The following is an 18,926-nucleotide window of genomic DNA, read 5'->3' as shown; positions in this document are numbered from 1 at the left end:
TTCTAACAATTTCACACGGGGCGACAGTTTGAGGACAATCTATAAAAAGATGAATATGATCAGGCATAACTTCTAGAGCTTTAATGCTATACCTATACCTAACACATATATTTTGCAAAATTTCTTTGAGCTTGGTCTCTATATCACCAGTTAAAACTGAAAATCTAAACTTAGGACACCAAATAATATGATACTGAATCAAGTATTTAGCATGGGAAGCACTATGATATTTACTACTCATATTGTTCTCCTAACTAATACTTTTCACAAACACCTAATTTCGCAATAACGAACTTATAGATATCATATAACCTTAAACAAGTATATGAAACCCCTATGAATTTAAAATAAATTTGCAACCCCATGGCGCTATACCACTAGGCAAGCCTAGTGGCTTGGCACCTAACTTTTTGTAACGACTTGCCAACATTTTTTAGCAGCATACAAAGAATACTCTTATACCTATATCGCACATCATTTTAGAAAAGATGGGATATAGGTATTTAGTAGGGCCTAGAGTGGAAAATGTGTTGTCAGTGTGTATCCACTAGGCATAAATGAATAAATAAGCATGTATATCTAGATATGAGTTCATCATACACCCATCAAGCTAATGTGACAAATATCACATTTTAATCTGTGTCATACCCATACTTGCTGCATCAGATGAAAAGCTATAAATAAGCCAAAATCTAAATAAAGTGTGTAACCTTAAATGTCATACAAGCAAGCTAATAGCCCATATCTCATCTACCAACCAATCTCTTCTCCTAGCTCCAAGCTGCTATTCTTTAAATCATACGATCAGCTCCTAAGCCCTCGTAGCACTACTATGCCCTGCCCTGCCCTGCCCTGCATTGCACTGCGCCGCACTACACAGTAATGTATTCACTGCGTTTGATGTTTTCTCTTTGCTCGCTGCTTTGGCTATATTTGTAGCGCTGCACTTCACTGTACTGCATTGTGCTGAGCTGTTCTAGCTGCGTTGTTGTGGTGAGTGGTAAAGGGCTTTTGGCTTAGTTTAGAGGGGAAGTGGTGGCGGTAGGATTGATGACAAAAAAGTCCTGATGGTCAAACCAAACAGGACTTTTGATGTTTTGTTAGTTGTTGTAGGTTAGGTGTACAGGCTCAAATTGTAAAAGCCTGTATATTTAAGGAATAATATTTATAAAGCGGCGTTGTTGGCTAATTGACTGCTTTGGGACTTGAGATCCTCTGGGAAATCATAATCTGGAGCATACTTATGAATGATGTTTTCGATGGTGCCGTCAGAGAGCATTTGTTCAAAGGTCTCGTAGAGAATCTTGGTCTCATAAGTGCCTTTTTTAAACAACATAGCAATATTACGATCTGAGTTTTTAATGGTGTAAGCAACTTTAAGCTTGCCCTTGGCCCAATCGTCAACAACATCAGTTGCCATAGGCTCTTCTGCTAACATGGCATCAGCCTCTCCAGCAGCAACGGAATAAAAGGTCATAAACGTTGTATGTTGGTTAATGACATTGACTTGAGAGGCAATGTTTTGAGGTAGTAAAGCTATTGGGTTAGTACCGTCTTCAGCTACTAAAGTTTTGCCTACTAAATCGTCACGATTAGTAATAGTAGAGTTAGATGGAACTACCACCACATACTTAGAACGATAGGTAGTTGGAGAAACAGTAAAGTGCTGACTATATGATTTGTTAACAACAAGGCCTGAGGCGCAAATATCTAAAGCGCCTTGTTTGCCGCTGTCGATCAAGTCAACTAAGCTCATCATGTGAAAGCGATTATGGTTTAGAGTAAAGCCAGTACGACGCTGTAGCTCTCTAATAATATCAACATCAATGCCTGATACATCAGTAAATTGACCATTGATCATTACAAAAGGAGGAATTGGGGATAAGCCCACATCAAGGACATAGCCCTCAAGAGGTAGTTTTTGAGTTTGAGCTTGAGCTGGATTAAAACATAGTAGACCAACAATACTACAATAGGTTAGTAGAGCCTTAGAAAAAGCTTTAAACAACATAAAATGAACGTCTCCCAATATTCATTTTTTCAGCATAGTAAAACTAGGCATGTTCTTGGCAATAGCAAATAAATCGAAAATTTTTAAAGATTCTAGATAGACTAGTATGGCAGTACATGATACAACAAAAACAATTTTTAGCAAGTAATTAATTAATTAAATTAATAAAAATTTTGATAAAGTTCATAAGAACGGGAATCTTAAAAATAAGCACAGCCTTATTAAAAGCACAAGATTTATCAAATAGAACCTAAATTGCTTAGCTATGCGGCTGGTTGAAAGAACAGTATCAACTCATATTGAGTGGTAGGTTATTTTGGTAACAGGCTGGATAACTTTTAGGCAAATTTGGTTTGGTTGATATTTCAAAGTTAGGCTGGGTTGCTGACTTTTATGGGCGTTTTTATCAAGTAGCCTGTTAGCTGGAGGGAAAATTTCAAAAATTTATGGCTAAAGTAGTGCGAAATTTGTTGATTAAATATATAGTTATTTGAGTTCTAGTTAACAACTGACATTGGTAAGTGGTTTTTATCATTTTTTAAGCCCAAGGTCCTGAACTCTACATACTAAAGTAACCTCGAAATAGATTTGCCTTATATATAATATTGGTCAACAAATCTTATAGGTTCACTAACAATAGGTTAACATCTAGTCTTGTTACATGAAAACAAGATATATATGGTCTTTTACTAAAATTTGTTGTTTATAGGTTACTTTAGTATGCAGTGTTCAGGAAGGTCTTTTATCAAAAAAAGATAAAGTTTTCTGGGCAAAGGAAAGTGCAACTTCTTATTAGCCTTTCAGGCTATTGGTAGCTACGTAATTGCAATTACAAATGTTACCAATAGGCTGTTGGGTAATTATTTGCCAACTGTCCAATATCAAAAATATGTATATTTAATATTGGGCAATTTTATTTGGAGATGATTAATGAGCTTAAGTAAATATCAGGGCAAAGACATAATTGCCACCATTAGCTTTAATCGAAACTTTGGTTATGAAGAAAATTCATTAATCTACGTTTATCCAAACTTCTTAGTAACCAAAGATGGTTTGGAGCGTATTGACTCGGATGACTTCCCTACTAGAGGCTGTTTTGAGGCTCGTTTATATGGTGGCTTTACTGTCCAGAAAATTTTAGAGGGTTATGGTGATGTAGTTACCATTAGAATTAATGGTGAACCTACTACCAATATTCGTGGTAGCAATCTTTATGCTTTTAGATTTAATCCTGAGTTTGGTAAGGCAAGATCTGAAATTTGGATTGAGGAATTTAAAGGACTTGGTTTATATCAGATTCTTAGTTCTTATCAGCCTTTTAGTGTCATTGATAAAACACGTAGACTAAAGGACGTTAGTGACTTCATTTATACCAATCAGATCTTAGTTCAAGATAATTACAAAATATATGGCCCATTTGACTTTAAAAGGGACAGTAATGGTAAAGATTTGTTATTGTCAGCATTAGAGACCAATGACTATTTAGTTGGAGAGTACTCAGAATTTGAGATTGATGACAATATCATTGATGTTAAAGATCAATCCAGCAGATCTTGTGCTGTTTTAGTACCAAAAGATAGAATTGTATCTCCAGAAAAAAAATCACATACCTATGACTGGGTATCAGACCAAGTTATTATTGATATATTTGTAGATTTAATGAGGTCTGAGTATGGTTATGACGAAGATCTACTTGAGAAAGTACGTGCATTAATTTCTAAGATTGGCAATACTCAAGAAATTAATAACATCACTATTTCTCGTTTAGATAAACTCAAGAGCTTAGCTAAGCAGGCTACAGTAAATCAACTTATATTTAAGAACAACTTAGCCGCTATTTTTAACGATCCAAGCTTAGAAAGTGGCATGAGGCAGTTACTTTCTCTTGAACAAGAAAAAGTTGACGAGGCTAATCATAAATATGAGCAAGTAAAAAAGCTTGCAACTAAAGTAGTAGACGAGCAAGAAAGCTTTAGTAGCCTCTTTGCCAAGGAAGCTGGTGTCACTGTCTATGATGATTTAAATGAGCTCGATAAGTCAAAAGATGTCGTAAAGCCTAAATCTTTAAAAGATCAGCTAAACAATTTATTTAGCCGTGAAAAGCTCTCTCATGGTTCAAATTCTTCTGGCAATTTGTTAGACGGTCTTGATAGTTATCAAGATTCATCAGCTAATGCAACTGATAGCGTTATTGGCACTCCTAGTAAAGAATTTACCAAGGAATTTGAAAACTCTGTTTTAGAGAAGGTCGATTCTATAAGTTTAGACTTCTTAAAGATTGCTGAGCTTACTGAGAAAAACGAGCTTTTAGAGCAAGAAAACAAGCAGCTTAAAGATAAGGATGAGCTGTATTGTAATGTTGAGGAACTCAAGCAAGAACAACTAGATTTAAATCAATCAGTTGGCGTACTCAAGAAAGAAGTGGGTGATCTTGAGCATCAAATTGCACAAAAGCAAAAAGATAATGCCATTATTGAGTCCAGCTTTGAATCTAAGATCTCTGAGTTTCAAGATAGAGCCAATATTGCTGCCAAGATTATTGACAATCAACTATATGACAGAATTGTCCGTAGCATAGGTGGCCTAGTAGGTGGCGCAAACTTAGCAGCTGCTGGCCAAATTGGCCAGGTCGGCCAATTAGCCAATGCAGGCCAGGCTGTAGAGGCTAATAACACTAGTTTAGAGAGTCATGGCAGCCAAGCTAAGTCTCATAAAAAGAGTGCTACCTTTAATCATGCCTTACTGGAAAAGAGCTTGTCTGGTAAAGAGATTATCCAACGAGTATTGGATGTTATTAAGAACAAGGCTCATCGAGATGTTTCTTACAATGATATTGCTAACTATCTCATTTGTTTAAATCAGGGCTTTATTACCACCTTAGCTGGTGAACCTGGTACAGGTAAAACCTCATTATGTATTTTACTAGCTAAAGCTTTAGGCTTGGCTCGTAGTGATAGCTCACGCCGTTTTGTTGAGATTGCCGTAGAAAGAGGATGGACTTCTCACAAGGACTTTATTGGTTATTACAATCCATTAACCAATAGTATGGAAAAGAGCAATGTTGAGGCCTTTAATGCTTTTGAGTGCATGTCAGAAGAATGTGGTAGCAAGAATGCTCCTTATGATGAAATGGAGGTTGCACCTTACATTGTGCTGCTCGATGAGGCTAATTTAAGTCCAATCGAACACTACTGGGCCATTTTCTTGAAAAACTGCGATTTAAGCTCCTCTTCACAAAGAGAAATTTCTATAGGCGGCAATAGAGTATTCCATTTACCACAACATTTACGTTTCTTAGCTACAGTAAACTTTGACCATACCACAGAAGAGCTTTCTCCTCGTTACTTGGATCGTAGCTGGGTAATTTATTTAGAGCCTGATACTAGTGATCAAATTTACGATGATGATGAATTAGTGCTTAATGTGGAAAATATGATCCCTTACGGTTCATTGACCCATGCCTTTGGCCCTAAGGATAGCGATACTATAAGCGAGGCAGTAGCTGCTAAATGGGAGATCATTAAAGACATTTTCGCCCATAAGGGAGCTATGCCTATTACTCCTCGTAATTTAAAGATGGTGCACAATTATTGTAAGGTAGCTTGTCGCTGTATGGATCTTAAAGGTAAAGAGAGCAGCTTAGCTCCGCTTGATTATGCTCTATGCCAAAAGATTTTACCAAGCATTAATGGTTCAGGTGAAAACTACCAAGCCTTGATTGATGCTTTAGCCAAAGAGTGCACAGAACAGTCCATGCCAATTAGTGCTAAACACTTAATGCGCATGCAAAGAAATGCTAAAAACAATATGGGTTTCTATCAGTTCTTTGCCCGCTAGGGGAGTAGAGTGTGGAACGATTAACTCTTGATGAGGCCAGTCTAACGATTAAGACAGCTCCCAATATTGTCTCTCGCTCAGCTAATGGAAATATGTCTGAGCGAAATAACTATATTGGTGGAGAGAATAGTTTTGAGAGCTCTACTGGTCAGATAGCTCAAAGTATGAGGTTTTTAACCTCTCCTATGACTTTAGATTTATCTACCTGTGCACCTAAGCTTAATGAACTTGATTTAACTAAGTGTCCTAAAGTATTAGAAGATGGCTGGTATAACATTAATGCCCAAATTAAAGACTGTCCTACTCACTTAGTTGAGAAGGCTAGTGTTTATGTGAATGGAGGTTATTTAGGTGATATCTCCATTGATAATGGCAGCCCATTTTTTAAAGGAGTACTGGTTTTTTCTCCATCCCCTAATAGCAGAGGGTCGTTAAACGGTCAGCCTTTTTTGCTTTTGTTTGATTCTGTAGTTTTATCTTTAGTAATAGAACTATCAGATAATAGCTCTTTTGAGTTTTATAGCAGATTTTTAATTTGCATAAGCAAAAACAAAACTGACACCGAAAATATTGGCTATATGATTAAGGAGCTTAGTGAATTTGATGATTATCAAATTTCTAAATGGCTCTTTGAAAGTAATGTCAGTGAAGGTAAGCGTAATTTATTGGAGAGTAATTTAGATAATTATGCTTATCGCTCTATGAGCTCTTATATTGAGCTTTTGGAGGAAATAAGCCGTTGCTATCATAGTAATTTCCCATATTTTAGATCTATGGGTAAACATAGTTTACAAAAGAAGGGCGTACTAGTTCCTTATAACAATGTAAAGTCTATTGATGAGCAAAGCTTTAATTGGTTAATGCAAAATGCAGATCAATTATCACAAGTACCTTCAGGTGGCTTTAAATACAATAACAAATACTATTTACCGCTTAAAATTCACTCTCAAGTAAATAGTAAAAGTTATGATATTTACGAAAATCAGATAGTGGTTGGCTTTCTGTTCACAGTGTTGAATCATGCTCAATTAACTTTTAGCGAGTTTGAAAATCAAGTAAGTGAACAAGAGCAAAAGCTACAACTGTCAAGAAATAGCTTGCCTGATGAGTACTGCGTGCCTGCGCTTAGTGGTAGTTCGGTTTATGTAGATTATTGTCGCTCTTCCTTACTCTTAAGATTAGGGGAAGCGATTAAATCTATGGTGAGCTTGTATCGGCAGTATTTATCGTTATTTACCGTTAGTGTGCATTCGTTAAATGCTCTGCCCCGTAAATCTAAGATCTTTCAGGAAATTAAACCTTATACTCATGTTTTTGCCATGATTATTAAGTGGTTTGAGTACGGAAACTTCAACTTAGAAAAAGATAAGTTGTTATTGCAAGTTCAGACTCTTGATAGATTGTTTGAGTTTTACTGCTTAATTGCCCTTATTAAACTTTTAAGTGAGCATGGCTATGTGATGGAAGATGATAGTAGTTCAGTATTCCATTATAAATACGAGGTTAATGACGGTCTGTATGCTGATGAGGTTAATTTACCTAATACCTTTATCATGCACAAAGATAATATAACCGCCACTTTGTATTATCAGCCAGTTATCTCCTCTGAGGAGTTTTTTAATGGCATGAAGCTATTTAGAACCACAGCTACCTTTAAACAAGGCGGTGATTATTACACTCCAGACTTTGTTCTAAAGTTTGAAGATGGTCAAGGTAGGGAAAACTATTTGATTTTTGATGCTAAGTTTTCCTCTCATGGCAGTATTGTAAATAATCACTTACAAGAGGTAATACGTAAATACTCACAAGAGATGGCAGTAGCCCATGAGGATCGTGCTCCGAAAATGGTATGGATTTTACAAGGCAGAAGTTCTAGAAATCCAAACCCAATCTGGCGCTTGGGCAACTCTAAGTTAGCCCAGCGTTACGAGCAAGCCACCTCTTACGGTATCTTTACTCTAACTCCTTTAACCTCAGCCCAAAATGGCTTATGGAGCATTATTTCTAAAGCCATACCTTGGGCCTAGCCCCCTGCGCTCCTGCGCAAGCGCAGGCGCTTATGCGCCTGTGCGCCCTTGCGCATGGGCGCACATGCGCTCTTTAGTTAGAGTAACCCTCCAAAAAGCCAAGGCACATCAAGGCAGTTTTAGCCCTAGAGTGTACCTTGGCTTTATTTTTCCTTACCTGTTCTTTACTGTAAATAGTCCTATCTTTCTTTAGCTTAATTCTATCTTGCTCTAGCTGGCAATAGCTATGGCTCTGAACCAGGCCCAGGCTATAGCTATGGCTATAGCCATGGCCATAGCCGTGGCTCTGGCCCAAACCTGTGCCCAGGCGTTAGCTCTTGCTTATAGGTAGGGAGGAAAAAAGAAGCTGCAAGAGCGTAATGCCCTTGCAGCTTAGAATATGGGGGAGTTTCCGTTAAGCAAGCTAGAGTTTGAGTGCTAAAGTTCTTGTTGGAGCCTAGAAGATTTAGCTAACTTAAGCTTGCTTCGATTTGTTGTTTTAAAGTAGTGACTTATAGAGCTCACGGATCTCGTATACAGAGGTCTCACGTGGGTTGCCAGCGGTACATACGTCTTGGAAGGCACTCTCGGCTAAGAAATCGAGGTCTTCTTCTTTAGCAATGCCATGTAAGCTCTGTGGAATGCCTACGTCCTTAGATAACTGAGCTACACACTCGATTGCTACACGACGGTACTCTTCTTGGTGCATCTTTTCTACATCTGGTACACCAAAGGCACGTGCGATTTCACGATACTTTTCACCTGAGTAGTCTGCGTTGTAGCGCATTACAGTAGGTAAGATGATGGCGTTAGCAACACCGTGTGGAGTGTCATAGGTAGCGCCCAATGGGTGAGCCATACCGTGAACTAAACCTAAACCTACGTTAGAGAAGCCCATACCAGCTAAGTATTGAGCAAGAGCCATACCCTCACGGCCCTCAGGCTCGTTGTTTACAGCACCACGTAAGCTCTTAGCGATAAGCTCAATGGCTTTGATGTGTAGCATGTCTGACATATCCCATGCTGACTTAGTAATTAAGCCTTCAATTGCGTGGGTAAGAGCATCCATACCTGTGGCTGCGGTTAAGCCTCGTGGCATAGAGGACATCATGTCAGGATCTACTACAGCAATAATAGACATAGCATTTGCGTCTACGCATACGAACTTACGGCCACGCTCAACATCGGTAATTACGTAGTAGGCAGTAACCTCAGAGCCAGTACCAGCAGTAGTAGGAACAGTAATAATTGGTACAGTTGGGTTGCGGGTTGGAGCTAAGCCTTCTAAGGAAACTACATCAGAGAACTCTGGGTTAGCTACGATAATGCCAACAGCCTTGGCAGTATCCATTGAGGAGCCACCACCTACAGCGATAATGTAGTCAGCACCTGAGTCCTTAAAGGCCTGTACACCAGTTTGGACGTTTTCGATGGTTGGGTTAGGCTTTACGTTGGAGTAAATTTCGTAAGCTAACTCTGCCTCATCAAGCAAATCAGTGATCTTGTTGATTACCTTGTGCTCTACTAAGCCTGGATCAGTACAGATAAAAGCCTTCTTAAAGAAGCGTTGCTTAACCTCTGGAATGATGTGCTCAATAGCGCCCTTGCCGTGGTAAGAAATAGCGTTAAGAATAATACGATTTGCCATGATCAATCCTACTTATAATGAGCGAAAATCCACTGCGCTCAGCTCAAAATGAGCATTATCAACTAACTAAACTCGAGCAAGGTATAACTAGATAAAGCTTGCAATTCTCATGATAATGTTTTTATTGGGTTGAATGGATTTTCTTGTTGGTAACGACACTTTCAAGCTCACGACCCGCGCCTTAAAAGTATCAAATTGCCATTTACTAATGCTTAACGAGCTTCGTGGTCATAAAAACAAGTTAAACATTTGTTAAACGCTCAAGTTCTGGTAAAAAATGGTTAAGGTTCTCAAATAAAAATCTAGTTTGCACTTAGTTATTATTACTTTTAAGTAGTCTTAACAAATGGGTTAAGCTGATACTTAAGATAGGTTCTCGTTAGTTCCTATTGGTGCTAAAACAAGCTTTAATAAAACAATGTGGTCATATTGTTGTTATTAAGTTTTAACTGGGATCCAAGCTTAGGTAAATAAGCTTTAAACCATGTGTGCTTGTTTTTGCTCCTTAAGAACTAAAATTGATTTTTAAATTTGCACCTGACCTTGAACGTTGGTGTGGTTTTATTTTTTCCAAAATCATCTAGTAAAAAAAGGGAAAATTTTCAACTGAATTGGTAAAATTTTCACAGTATACAAAATTAGCTTGATGAAAATTGCTCTTTTGTAACTAATCAAAAGTCCGCTATTTACTTAACTTTGATTGACGCTTGTAAGGTCAGTTTAAGGCAGTAGTGTTTGTGCTCAATAAAACGGGATCTACATTTGATTTTGCCTAAAGATACGTTTTATCAACTGATTTTTAGCCCTCGCATTTATCACTTTGCCAAGGACTATTAAGCTGTGAGCCAGTTCAAGAATGAGCTCGCAACATTACACTAAATTAACCAAAAATACTTTTTTTAAAATACGCACCAACGCTTTGCCTAAAAAGTTTGCATAAATTGCTCTTAAACTTGCTTGTATAACAGGGAGTTAAGACTTTTACTTGGCAATACCCTATAAGCGCCCAATCCCTAATAAAAGAGCTTTATCCAATTTTAAGAAAATCTACTAAATTATCTTTTAATTAACGCCTCTCAAACCTGTGGTAATACTTGCCAAATTTTTCACCAGAGCACCCCAAACTCATCTTGGATCCTAAATATGAACTAAATCACAAATATCTCTACTTGCAAACAAATAGCATATGAATCAACTTTATCAACTTAATACTTAAGCCATACCCAAGGTACGACAACTATCAATAGTTCTGCTCTTGGCAAAAGGATCCCAATTGCCCCACCTCTGCTGCTCCACCATCATCACCATCTGCTAACAACAGAGTACAACGACAACATAGTGCAACAGCAGCAACAAAAGCAGCAAGTACAGCACGAACAGCAAGAACAGCAAGCGCAGCCCATTCACTTTTGCTTGCTTGCCCAATGACTCTCCTATTGCTATATGGCAGTTGCCAAACATGGTCTTACTTCCTAGAAATAGGCTATTTTGTCGCTCTCTTGGATAGTTAGTCCTTGCCATTACCGTTAGTGAACAGGTCAATATGTCTTGCATATGAGAGCAAAAACTGATGGTCAATTAGGAGAAAGAAGTAAACTCAGGTTTAAGCATTGGCAAGTCACTAAGCTTGTTCGTAAAAGGCTTCAATCATATTGAGCAATATGAACAGTTGCTAGCCGCACTCGTACTCATTGTCCAGCCAATACCAACCCTTATAGGTTAGCTATCTTGCTAGCTGTATGGCTGGTAAGTAGGTAGGAAGTTAGAAGTGCAAGTAGTATATAGGATTAGCGCTATTAGGTCTTGCTTGAGTGTAAGAGCTGGTAGTGTCTAAAGTGAGGACTACTGGGCTGTGCTACGGTTACGATAAATAAGGGCTTTGTCAGTATGATGATGGCTTTGGTGCTATAAAAAAGTACTTTTGTAGAATGCTTAAAAAAGTAAAAGTAAAGAGAGGAAAATTTTTTTGTTTGCAACTGGTATTTGAGAATTTTACAAATATTGCTCTTAGAAGCAAGATAGTACTTGCAAAACATAAAACACTGATAAATATAAGGTTTTTAGTGGGTATATATGTGTGATTTACCGTGATGGCAACAAGAAAATCTGCTCTACTTGCTCTTTTTTGACCTGAAATTCTTGATATTTATAAAGTGATAATTTTTTCTAGGATCCAAGTTTTCGTCAATTTTTGGGTACTTTTAGAGCTTACAAACCTTTATGCGGTCTAATATCTAAAAAAATCTGTGCGTTAGTTCATGAAAATTAATCTTTATGCTCAGCTTGTGATCTGTAATTTACTTTGTGAATGTTGATTGCAAAAGCGTATCAATTAGTAATTTGACGCAGCATTTTTTCACTAAACTATTTTCCAACGTCACATGTTAGTTAGAAAAGGATTGTGAACTATGAAAAAGGAAGATATCAAGTTAAAGGATTGCTACAAGCTCTTCATCAATGGCCAGTGGGTTGAAGCATCTGACGGTGCTACCATTGAGTCCCGTTGCCCAGCTGATGGCTCATTGTTAGCAAAATTTGCTGATGCCTCCGAGCAAGATGTTGATACTGCAGTTAAGGCTGCCCACGCTGCTTTTGTAACCTGGTCTCAATCCACTCCAAAACAGCGTGCCGCTATTTTAAATAAGATTGCAGACGTAATTGATGCTAACAAAGAAGAGTTAGCAATGATTGAAAGCTTGGACAATGGTAAGCCAATTCGTGAGACTATGGCTATTGACGTTCCATATGCCGCAAGCCACTTTAGATACTTTGCTGGTGTAATTTTAGCTGAGTCTGGTGAGTCCAACATTCTTGATAACAGCTTCCTATCCATCACCATGCGTGAGCCACTTGGTGTGGTAGGTCAGATTGTTCCTTGGAACTTCCCATTCTTAATGGCTGCATGGAAATTAGCTCCAGTATTAGCCGCTGGTGATTGTACTGTATTTAAGCCATCTTCAACCACCTCTTTATCAGTATTACGTTTAGCTGAGTTAGTTCAAGACATTATCCCAGCAGGCGTATTTAACGTAGTAACTGGTCGTGGTTCTAAGTCTGGCGATTGCATGTTAAAGCACGAAGGATTTGATAAGTTAGCCTTCACTGGTTCTACTGAAATTGGTCGTGATGTAGCTGTAGCCGCTGCTAAGCGACTCATTCCTTCAACTTTAGAGTTAGGTGGCAAGAGCGCTAACATTATTTTTGATGATTGCCGTTTAGAGCAGGCCTTAGATGGTGCCACCTTAGGTATTCTCTTCAACCAAGGTCAGGTATGCTGCGCAGGCTCCCGTATCTTTGTACAAAAGAGCATTTGGGATAAGTTTGTTCCTGAGTTAGTACGCCGTTTCAATGCTATTAAGGTAGGCATGCCTTGGAATGAGTGTACTCAAATGGGTGCTCAGGTAGACGAGAAGCAATTGCGTGATATTCTCGAGTATGTTCGTATTGGTGTAGAAGAGGACAAGGTTGAAGTACTCTGCGGTGGCGAGCGCTTATCAGAGGGTGAGTTTGCTAACGGTGCCTTTATGCGTCCTACCTTATTAAAGGGCTGCAACAAGTGCCGTGTTGCTCAAGAGGAGATCTTCGGCCCAGTAGCTGTTGTTATTCCTTTCGAGACTGAAGAAGAAGTTATCGCTATGGCCAACGATTCTATCTACGGCTTAGGTGGTGCAGTATTCTCAACCGATATTAACCGTGCTATTCGTGTAGCTCGTTCTGTAAGAACTGGTCGTATGTGGGTTAACACTTACAACCAAATCCCAGAGGGCTCTCCATTCGGTGGTTACAAGCAGTCTGGTATTGGCCGTGAGACTGATAAGATGGTTCTCGAGCACTACACTCAGTGCAAGAATATCTTAATCAACCTCTCAGAAGAGCCAACTGGTTTCTACCCAGCTCCATAATTTCTTAAATCCTTAAGTTGAGCTTAAAAGCTGACAATCCTAGGTAATTAAGCAAATCACACCCTCATCAGGTTAGCCCCCTTAGTCTGATGGGGGTTCTTAAGTAAGATTAAATCCATTATTAACTTGTCTTGTCTTATAGCCGTACTCACAACTCCCGCAGTACGGCTTTTTTGTTTTAGCAATGCTAAAGCTAAAGCTAAAGCTAAAACAGCAGCCCTTAGCCCTTAAATATCAACAAACAAAATTGAGCCACCAACTAACAAGAGTATCTTAGCGCCCGCTCTTAGACTTTGCTCAAACAGCAAACAGCAAACCCAACATAATCATATTCACAGCATAAGATAGAGGGCTTGAGCACTAAAATTGAGCCTCAATTATAATTTTGCTTTTGTGACAAGCATTAGCGCCATGATGGGGGTAATATCAGTTAATAAAATAGATTTACAACATTAAATCTAATTTAGTAATATGCCCCCAAAATACCAGATCAACTTATCTCTTCTCTTAAGATAAGCCGTGAAATTAAAAATGAAGAGCTATTCTGCGCCTTTTATGGCAGTTAATTCAAGAATAAGTATCTTCTTTGATAATAGATAAAAAGTACTTATGCAAAAAGCACAACAAATTAATAGCCCAGGAGCGGTAAGAGCAATGGTCTTTCCCATTGTAATTACTCTTAGTATTGCTCACTTATTGAATGACACCATGCAATCGGTAATTCCTGCTCTCTATCCTTTGATTAAGCAGGACTTGGGATTAACTTTCTCTCAAATTGGTATTATTACTCTGGTTTTCCAGTTAACCTCATCCATATTGCAGCCCTTGGTAGGTCGCTATACCGACAAGCATCCTAAACCTTATGCTTTAGCTACTGGTATGGCTTTTAGCTTAGCAGGCTTAGCTATACTATCGACAGCGCACAACTTCTGGACTATTTTGCTGGGCGTTAGTATTTTGGGCTGGGGCTCTTCAATCTTTCACCCTAACGCCTCACGTGTGACTCAAATTGCCGCAGGAAAGCGTAAGGGGCTTGCACAATCCATCTTTCAGGTAGGTGGCAGTACTGGTACTGCTATTGGCCCACTGCTAGCAGCCTTAATTGTGATTCCTCATGGCCAAATTGCGGTGAGCTATTTTTCTATCATAGCTTTAATTGGCTTTGTATTACTCTTTAGAATTGGTTCTTGGTACAAAGTTCAGCTTCAAGATTTAAATAGCAATGCTCATCAAAAATCTAGAGCTCCTGCCCATGGCTTGTCCAAAAACAAAGTAATTTGGGCCTTAACTCTGTTGGTAATCTTGCTGTTCTCCAAGAGCTTGTACTCTGTGAGCATGACCAATTACTTTACCTTCTTCTTAATTGAAAAGTTTGACATCTCTGTCCAGCAATCTCAAGTGTGCTTATTTCTATTCTTAGCCTCTTGCTCTTTAGGTGTCTTATTAGGCGGTGCTATTGGAGATCGCTTTGGTCGTAAGTATGTAATTTGGGGCTCTATTTTAGGAGCAGCGCCTTTTACTATTGCTCTACCTTATGTTTCCTTTGAGATCACTATTATTTTGTCCGTTATTATTGGTATTGTAATTTCATCTGCTTTCTCAGCCATATTGGTTTATGCCATCGATTTAATGCCAGGTAATATAGGTACTATTGCAGGTATTTTCTTTGGCTTATCCTTTGGCTTGGGAGGTCTAGGTTCAGCAGTTTTGGGCTACATAGCAGACTTAACATCCATAGGATTTGTGTTCCAGACTACTACTGTCTTTCCTTTGGTAGGTATAGTTGCTGCCTTCTTGCCTAATATTGAAAAGAGCAAAGCTAAATCAAGCAATTAGTTTCCCTCAGAACCAGACATAATTGGGAGACTTAAATAAAAAACAGCCTCATTGCATTAATGAGGCTGTTTTGTAAGAGTAAAGACGTTAGCTACTTGAGCTTATCTGCGCCTATACAAGCGTTTTTTACAAACTTGTTTGAACATTGGAATCGAAATACGCCAACAGTCTTCACCCACATTATTTTTTGATGGGGTAGCTCTAACAGTGAGGCCTTTAACAAAAGGCGTAACTTTGCCTGGTATTAATTTAATTTGCTTGCTTAGAAGCAAATGAACAAGGGTGTGTAAGCAGTCGTACAACGTATCTACTGCTATGATCGGATAATCCTCTACACATATTTCCATTTCATGAAAGCCAAAAGCAAGCAATCCATAAGAGCTTATATACTTGCTACCATCATCTACAGCAATAAAGCCTGAGATGTTAATTATATTTTTAGCGGCCCTCAGATACTGCTCTTCAGAAGATAGATTATCAGGGATAATAAAATCATCTTTGGTTTTTAGAGCATTATTAACTACTATACCTACAACTTCGTTAAGCTCAAAAAGCGACTTAAGAAAGTGGTTAAAAAATATTGAAGTCTCAGCGACATGTCGATTATTTGCAACAGAACAGTCAATTGATATAGCCGTTTTGTAATTACGCAAAATATTTTGCTTGTCCTTATTCCCATTAAAGTAATAATCAGGAATAGGAAAATTAAAAGCATTATAATCGACAGTTAAATAGCAAAAATCATGATTGAAAAATCTACTAGTATTATCATCAGTTGGCAAAGAATTAAACAGATTGTAGTAATCTGGCATATGTTTCTTAAAAAGCGCATTGAGCTTTTGTTCGTTTTCAATCGGCTTTTTAAGCAAAACAATAGCGCTAAAATCATGATATTTTTCAAGCTCAGCTGAGCTAAAACCCTTTGCCTGTTTTATATCTAGCTCAGTGTTGTAGTCCATTGTATAAGCTTCTAGAATAGACTTTGCTTGGGGGTAATCAGGAGCTTGAGCAACAAGCTTAGAAAAAGCATTAACAGCCTCTTCAAGCTCTCCGTTGTTGTAAGTGAGAATGCCATAATAATAGAGCCAATCAGGATGGTGGTATTCAGATTTCTTATAGTGATTAAGAATTGTTTTGCCATAGTTGATGATTGGTTTGATAAGTTGCTCTACCTCATAATAGTAATTAGAAAAAAACTCTGCAATATAGACGCAAGTATTTAAAATCCTACAGTCGATCTCAAAATTATTTTTTGCGACAGGCTCTTTAGTAAGTTGATTATAAATTTGAGTAAAATTGCGCTGTTCAAGCAACCCGTTGAGTTCATCTAAGCTAGAAAAACCACATATAGACTTAACATTAACTGTATGGGCTACAGGCTTTAGTTGGAGATATTTGTTTGATTGGGAAAAGACTTGACAAGCCGCTCTTTTAATTTTGTTGTCTCTTCCTAAGATATTATCGACAGTGGTTATAAATTTTTGCAAGTCCCAGGCAATGCAATCGATATAGCCGTAATGTAAGCCAGCAGCATAGCCTACAATGGTTGCTAATGCTGAGGTCTTATTACGAATAGTAGCTACCATTTGTGCTAGCTGGCTATCTGAAATATGCAATGAGGAAGACTGATGATGGTTGGTTTGCTCAAAGCAAATAAACACTGGAACAGCTCCATTATGATAGAAGCTATTGTACAAATTGCCATCCCCTGCAAGATATTCATAGTGCAACCCTAAAAGACAACTACTACCATGGTCAATATCAAGGCGAGAGCAAATCTCATCGTGAAATAGCCTTACTTGTTGATAGTGCTTCAAGCAAGAGTCTGTAAGTGATTTAACGTCATTATTAAGCTTTAAGCCTTGCTCTTTAAGCTTTTCAATAAAGCTATCAATAGAGCAGCTCTGATCGTAGCCACTCAAATCGTTAATATTAGCGTCCTCGTTTAACACCTCTAAGCCAGCTACGTGATTTAGATAGTTAATCTCACCTAAAGTGTTAGAAATAAAGTAGAACGCCAGTTTTTGAGCCTGCTCATCTGAGCTTACAAACTTTTTAATTTTAGGGGCAATAATCTTAAGGTCATAGCGGCAGTTGCCCAAGTCGTAGCTATAAACAGTGAAATCTTGGCTAGTTAATGTTGCAGCGCCATTATCAATAATTAAGTTAGCATCAGCTGGTCTGCCAATAATAAATGACCAATGTTTTTTAACTTTGCTTGGGGTATGAGCAATAAAGGTTTTTAACTGCAAGATAGTGGCAAGATCGCATTCGGTTGGGAAAATTACCTCATAGACCTTACCTTTAATACTAAGCTCAAAATTAATCTCATCAAAGAGCACATGAAAGCAATCATCAAGTAAAGCAATGGCCTTATCGTGCTCATTATTATTAATAAAGTCCTCGATTTGGCTACGACGTTGTTTAAACTCACCCCAAGCAAGGTAGACTCTATCTAAAAATGAATGAATAGAAATTGGCATTTCATTTTTTTGTTCACTACTAGAACGGAAATACTCCACATCTTCTTTTGTGAAGCCATCATTGTGGTCGCTAGAATGAAGCAATAGGGCTTTTTGCATATATTTAATGCTTAAATCATGCTGCTCAAGATAGAAGTATGCATAGCCTAGACGGAAGTTCCACTTGAAGGTGTCACTAAGCTCAGCTTCGTGCTTCTTTAACAATGCCACAGCTTTTTTAAGCCACAAAATATCTTTAGCGTGCATAGAATCAATCTGAGCCATGTCAATGCAAGCTTTAGCCAACTCGCATTCTACCAAAGCAGTACGCTGCTCATCAGGTAAAGACTCAATCAGGTTAACAATAAGCTCATGCCTTCCTTGTTTCTGCCATATTTGGCATTGTTGTAAGATATCCATTGTCCCTCCAAAGAGATAGAAAATTGCCCAGATAAAGGTATTAGTCCTTGCATAATAAGCTTGCTCTTAAATGGTTAACAAAATTATTAACAGTCCCTTGTGATTGCTATCACACAAATACAGCGCTGCAACCTACAACGCTGATATTTATCAGGATCTTTCACTGTGCTAATCTCAAGATACTGCATAATCCCTATTAAATAAGCCATTTATCGCAACTGCAATAAAGGCCTAAAAGCTAAAAAATCAAATAAAGATGGCAATTAGTAACAAGCAAACTAGTTAAAGCACTGGTTAAGGCAACTTCGTTAGAAGGCACTAGAGAGCTAATTGGTCTTAGCTTGGTAAGATAGGACTGGTAATGATAGAAGGATCTTCGGAGGGAAAATAGGGCAGGTATTTTAGCTTAGTAAAACTTTCCCAAGACTTGGAACTATAATTGGGAAAGCTTTAATAATGTGGTTTAGGAATATCTTAACTACAACTAGTGGAATGTTCATCTAATTCTTGGAAAAACTACTCTTAGATTTTCCATATATAAATATTACTATACTATTCTTAACCATATAGAAGTAATAGGTACACAATAGTCATGATTTAATTTAAAATGAGGGGTATGAAGACAAATAAAATTTCCCCTCAAACAAACGTCCAACTTAGCAAAGAAGGACGTCCAGATGTAATTTTAAATGAATTACGTGACAAAATTAACAGCAATGAGAATCTAAAAATAGATTTTGATAAGTGTGTTAAGTACATTAAGCAGCAGAACATTCGACAAATTAACCTTAAACGAGCCAAAGT

General features: G+C 38.0%; 9 protein-coding genes. 5 read left to right on the top strand and 4 right to left on the bottom strand.

Annotated features, from left to right (window positions below; translation table 11 throughout):
* Together tnpA and MXE38_RS10140 are read right to left on the bottom strand one after the other, a co-directional pair.
* Nucleotides 1–241, bottom strand: a 241-nt coding sequence (gene tnpA / locus MXE38_RS10145) for an IS200/IS605 family transposase (protein ID WP_246914424.1), incomplete at its 3' end; no start/stop codon positions are given.
* A 924-nt stretch (nt 242–1,165) separates the two neighbouring features.
* Nucleotides 1,166–2,011: a transporter substrate-binding domain-containing protein gene (locus tag MXE38_RS10140; protein WP_246914422.1), complete on the bottom strand. Its 846-nt coding sequence runs from the start codon at nt 2,009–2,011 to the stop codon at nt 1,166–1,168.
* A gap of 930 nt (nt 2,012–2,941) precedes the next feature.
* Here MXE38_RS10140 and MXE38_RS10135 point away from each other — a divergent pair.
* Nucleotides 2,942–5,848, top strand: coding sequence for a hypothetical protein (locus MXE38_RS10135; protein ID WP_246914420.1), 2,907 nt, complete (start codon nt 2,942–2,944; stop codon nt 5,846–5,848).
* An 11-nt stretch (nt 5,849–5,859) separates the two neighbouring features.
* Complete coding sequence (locus MXE38_RS10130; protein ID WP_246914418.1) at nt 5,860–7,875, top strand: hypothetical protein; 2,016 nt, start codon at nt 5,860–5,862, stop codon at nt 7,873–7,875.
* Nucleotides 7,876–8,353: 478 nt separating this feature from the next.
* Here MXE38_RS10130 and fucO read toward each other — a convergent pair whose 3' ends face one another.
* The gene (fucO, locus tag MXE38_RS10125) at nt 8,354–9,502 is read right to left on the bottom strand and encodes a lactaldehyde reductase (protein WP_246914417.1); all 1,149 of its coding nucleotides are present in this window, start codon (nt 9,500–9,502) and stop codon (nt 8,354–8,356) included.
* Between the two features lie 2,408 nt (nt 9,503–11,910).
* Here fucO and MXE38_RS10120 point away from each other — a divergent pair.
* Together MXE38_RS10120 and MXE38_RS10115 are read left to right on the top strand one after the other, a co-directional pair.
* Entirely contained in the window at nt 11,911–13,404 is a 1,494-nt protein-coding gene (locus MXE38_RS10120; protein WP_246914416.1) for an aldehyde dehydrogenase family protein, read from the top strand.
* A 609-nt stretch (nt 13,405–14,013) separates the two neighbouring features.
* Nucleotides 14,014–15,240, top strand: a complete 1,227-nt coding sequence (locus MXE38_RS10115) for an MFS transporter (protein ID WP_246914415.1) — start codon at nt 14,014–14,016, stop codon at nt 15,238–15,240.
* Between the two features lie 101 nt (nt 15,241–15,341).
* Here the strand turns inward: MXE38_RS10115 and MXE38_RS10110 are convergent, their stop codons facing one another.
* Nucleotides 15,342–18,122 carry a hypothetical protein gene (locus MXE38_RS10110; protein WP_246914414.1) on the bottom strand — a complete coding sequence of 927 codons (2,781 nt, stop codon included), beginning with the start codon at nt 18,120–18,122 and terminating at the stop codon, nt 15,342–15,344.
* Nucleotides 18,123–18,738: 616 nt separating this feature from the next.
* On the opposite strand from MXE38_RS10110, the gene MXE38_RS10105 reads away from it, so the two are divergent.
* The coding region (locus MXE38_RS10105) for a hypothetical protein (protein WP_246914413.1) at nt 18,739–18,926 on the top strand (188 nt) is incomplete at its 3' end.

The organism is Anaerobiospirillum sp. NML120448, from assembly GCF_023050945.1.
Taxonomy (GTDB): domain Bacteria; phylum Pseudomonadota; class Gammaproteobacteria; order Enterobacterales; family Succinivibrionaceae; genus Anaerobiospirillum.
Note: the sequence above shows the minus strand (reverse complement) of the source record. Positions and strands in the feature narration are given on the sequence as shown.

Coding starts and splice junctions, on each gene's coding strand:
- MXE38_RS10140 (WP_246914422.1), bottom strand. CDS start 2,011: ATGTTGTTTAAAGCTTTTTCTAAGGCTCTACTAACCTATTGTAGTATT.
- MXE38_RS10135 (WP_246914420.1), top strand. CDS start 2,942: ATGAGCTTAAGTAAATATCAGGGCAAAGACATAATTGCCACCATTAGC.
- MXE38_RS10115 (WP_246914415.1), top strand. CDS start 14,014: ATGCAAAAAGCACAACAAATTAATAGCCCAGGAGCGGTAAGAGCAATG.
- fucO (WP_246914417.1), bottom strand. CDS start 9,502: ATGGCAAATCGTATTATTCTTAACGCTATTTCTTACCACGGCAAGGGC.
- MXE38_RS10110 (WP_246914414.1), bottom strand. CDS start 18,122: ATGGATATCTTACAACAATGCCAAATATGGCAGAAACAAGGAAGGCAT.
- MXE38_RS10120 (WP_246914416.1), top strand. CDS start 11,911: ATGAAAAAGGAAGATATCAAGTTAAAGGATTGCTACAAGCTCTTCATC.